Annotated in this window: 1 protein-coding gene; it reads left to right on the forward strand. The window is 61.9% G+C overall.

Going from position 1 to position 312, the window contains the following annotated elements; translation table 11 throughout:
• A partial coding sequence (locus tag L904_RS23480) for an NADPH-dependent F420 reductase (protein WP_197416766.1) occupies nucleotides 1–312 on the forward strand: 312 nt, incomplete at both ends.

Here is a 312-nt window from a genome sequence, read left to right on the forward strand (position 1 = left end):
GGCCCGGCCTCGCTTGCCGTACTCGAAACGGAACTGAAGCCTTTCATCAAGGCGGGCACACTTGAAGAGGCGGCGAGCGCCGACATCGTCCTTGTGGCGGTCAATTGGTCGAAGCTGCCAAAGGCGCTCGCCGGTCTGCCGGACTACGGCGGCCGTATCGTCATCGACGCCAACAATCCCATCGAAGCGCCGCTGTTCAAGCCGGCCGAACTAAACGGTCGTCTTTCCACCGAGATCTTCGCCGATCTCGTTCCCGGCGCCCGCGTCGTCAAAGCCTTCAATCATCTGCAACCGCACCTGCTATCCGGCGAT

The organism is Agrobacterium sp. LY4 (assembly GCF_001526585.1).
GTDB lineage: Bacteria > Pseudomonadota > Alphaproteobacteria > Rhizobiales > Rhizobiaceae > Agrobacterium > Agrobacterium leguminum.